The sequence below is a fragment of the Moorena sp. SIO3H5 genome, from assembly GCF_010692395.1.
Classification (GTDB): Bacteria; Cyanobacteriota; Cyanobacteriia; order Cyanobacteriales; family Coleofasciculaceae; genus Moorena.
In genome coordinates, this window is sequence record NZ_JAAHHS010000646.1 from 1 (window position 1) to 2,813 (window position 2,813).

General features: G+C 40.9%; 3 protein-coding genes. 1 reads left to right on the top strand and 2 read right to left on the bottom strand.

The genetic code is table 11. From position 1 onward, the window contains the following. Positions 1–274 precede the first annotated feature (274 nt). Complete coding sequence (locus F6K52_RS34990) at positions 275–889, top strand: hypothetical protein (protein ID WP_293089585.1); 615 nt, start codon at positions 275–277, stop codon at positions 887–889. Between the two features lie 210 nt (positions 890–1,099). Here F6K52_RS34990 and F6K52_RS34995 read toward each other — a convergent pair whose 3' ends face one another. Together F6K52_RS34995 and F6K52_RS35000 are read right to left on the bottom strand one after the other, a co-directional pair. Beyond that, a complete protein-coding gene (locus F6K52_RS34995) occupies positions 1,100–2,224 on the bottom strand; it encodes a hypothetical protein (protein ID WP_293089586.1) in 1,125 nt (374 codons plus the stop codon). 142 nt (positions 2,225–2,366) lie between these two features. Further along, positions 2,367–2,813, bottom strand: a 447-nt coding sequence (locus F6K52_RS35000) for a prolyl oligopeptidase family serine peptidase (RefSeq protein ID WP_293089587.1), incomplete at its 5' end; no start/stop codon positions are given.

A 2,813-nucleotide genomic window follows, 5' to 3' on the forward strand; every position in this document is an offset into this window, starting at 1 on the left:
TGCGGCATGGGCATGATGTAGTGCCATTAGCTAGTGCCATTAGCTAGTGCCATTAGCTAGTGCTATTAGCTAGTCCATTGCTTTGCTAGCATGAAGCCTTAAAGCAGCTTGTCTTCACGGACAAGCTGCTTTTTGATTTGTCTTTATTGATGGCGTGAGTCAATCTTCAGTAAACTCATTTATGAGGTATAATCTAAAAATTCTTATCCAGACTCTTCTTATCCCCATTAACGAATAAAACCTTAAACTAGTCTTTTTAAGAGGTTTACTATCCATGGATAAAGACCAAAACTTGCTAATCCTGACGATTTATATAATCGGTGTTACTTACGTTTTGTACAAAGCTTTCCAGGAAATAGACAAACTTATAACCGTTAAAGTAGACTCTGATGCTATCAATCAGGAACTGGAAAAGCACAATCTTAATGATTTCATGGAAGTCAAGTTTGGCTTCGCTCCTAGCTATAAATTTGATGAGTTAAAGGATCTTAAACTGACTGTTAAAAATAAATCCAACGAGAATCCCGTTCATATTGAAATAGACTGGGATAAGAGTATTATCACTGACTTAGGAAATAATGCACGACCTATGGTTTGGGTAAATTCTGGTGATATGGAAGAGGCACCCAAAAGCCAAGACGTTGGTAAAGTTCGTCCTGGTCAAAAATGCGATTTTAAACTTAGTGATGAAAAGATTAAAAATGCATTGTTTCCGGTCAAAGACTTGAAGAAGGCGATTAAAAATGGTGGCAAGTTTAATCTCCAATTATTATTCAAGATAGAGGAACCAAATACTGGAAAGAGGCGTTCCTGCTACTTACCCTGTAGGTTCACACCGATCAAGGTACACTGGACCCAGGCTATAGTTCTTGCTTTGCAACCTAAATAGGAAGATAGCGGCTTTCGATTTGGTGAGGTACAGATTACCAGGTTTTAGGGAACAGGGAACAGGGAACAGGGAACAGGGTAAAAATTATGTGTACCTCATTAGGATAGAAAACGCTATCCTAATGAGGAATAGCAGTTGGGACTGGTAGGCTATCAGCTATCAGCCATTGGCTGACGGCTGAACGCGCACGCGTGCGCGTAGCGCATATGCTTACTGGGAGTCTATGCGCGATGATTTTGGTTTTTCTCCAGTATTACGAACGTTGACCAGCTTATTTAGTACTTCAAACCAAAAGGGGGCTCCCATACAGATTGCGATCGCACTCAAAATAATCCCTAGAACGAATTTGAAGTAAACCCAAGTCAAACCTAGCTCTCTGGGAAGATGATTTGGTTCTTCAAACTGCTCTACAAGATTAGTTTCTCCCCAGCCAATGGGAAGGAAGGCTAGGTCATCTACAGCTGAGGTTATAGTATCATAACAGTCATTACTGTTTGATTCTTGCTGTAAACAGACACTGGTTTCATTAACAATCCTATTAGTGACTTGATTGACAGCGGCTCTTACACTGTGGTTTTTATAGAATTGATTGCTGATATTGATGGTATCGATATTCAAGGCTAGGGAAATCACTAATCCAATTAAAAAAGATATGGCTTTAGATTGACGCTTGTATACCCCGGCAGCTCGTGCCATGGATTCGTCAAACCATGTCGCCACTTCCTCCTGAAGTTTTTTCAGGTCTTTGTTCCGGTCAGAGTATTCAAATTTTGCTTTATCAATCAGGGTTATAAGCGTTATCTTTAAGTCTTCAGGAAGTAAATTTTTAATCTTCTCTTCTTCAAGGGCTGTTTTAAAATTGTCCAGGGTAATCTCGGCATTATCTTTGAAGGTTGATGCCTGCTGAACAATGGTCATGATTAAAGCGGTGGCAAAGGTATCTGATGGAATATAGGAAGGACCACTAACCTTTGAGTTAGATTTTGAATTTAATTGATTTTTGTGATCTGGGTCTTTGGCTTCGTGATTAACTGATTTAAGCAACGGATTTTGATAGAGTTTTGTTAAAAGCCGTTTGGTCTTTTTTAAATTGTTAATCTGATCAACGGTTACGTTAACTGATTCTTCATCTGACTCATCAACCACATCTTTCAGGTTTATATTTCGTAACTGAATCCCACCATTAATTAAATTTTCGATAGCCCTCTGTAAGTGTTTAGTTCGCCATTGTAGAATGCTAGCGAGATATTCTTGGATTTCAGAGGCTAACAGACTGGTGATCAGGTAGACAAAAAATAAGCCAAGGGCAACGTTCAGAATAGCAGATAAGTCCATGATTAACCAGCACTCTAGTCAAAAAGAGCAGCAGAAGTGGGCTTTTTTGCCCCCTTCTGTCAAAAAAATGATATACGATATCGTGAACTGCGTCCTAGATCCTAGCGTGAAAATCCTAGGCAACTTATGCTCTGCTTAACTTCTAAACCTCTACCTCTAGGGTTCTTAGTAAGAACGCCCACTTATCAGCAATCTCTTCAATTATCTTACTAGTGGGCTTCCCTGCACCATGTCCTGCTTTGGTTTCAATCCGAATTAACACTGGTTGTTCCCCTTCATGGGACTCCTGCAAGGCTGCGGCAAATTTGAAACTATGGGCTGGGACAACCCGGTCATCATGGTCAGCGGTGGTAATCAGGGTAGCTGGATAAGGGGTTCCTGGTTTGAGATTGTGTAATGGGGAATAGGCGTAAAGGGCTTTAAATTCCTCTGGGTCATCTGGGGAACCGTAATCGGAACACCAGGCCCAACCAATGGTAAATTTATGGAAGCGCAACATATCTAGTACTCCCACCGCTGGTAGGGCTGCACCGAATAAGTCTGGACGCTGAGTCATGCAAGCACCGACTAATAATCCCCCATTGCTACC

Excerpts from the sequence above, each read along its gene's own strand:
- F6K52_RS34995 (WP_293089586.1), bottom strand. The coding sequence starts at position 2,224 with ATGGACTTATCTGCTATTCTGAACGTTGCCCTTGGCTTATTTTTTGTC.
- F6K52_RS34990 (WP_293089585.1), top strand. The coding sequence starts at position 275 with ATGGATAAAGACCAAAACTTGCTAATCCTGACGATTTATATAATCGGT.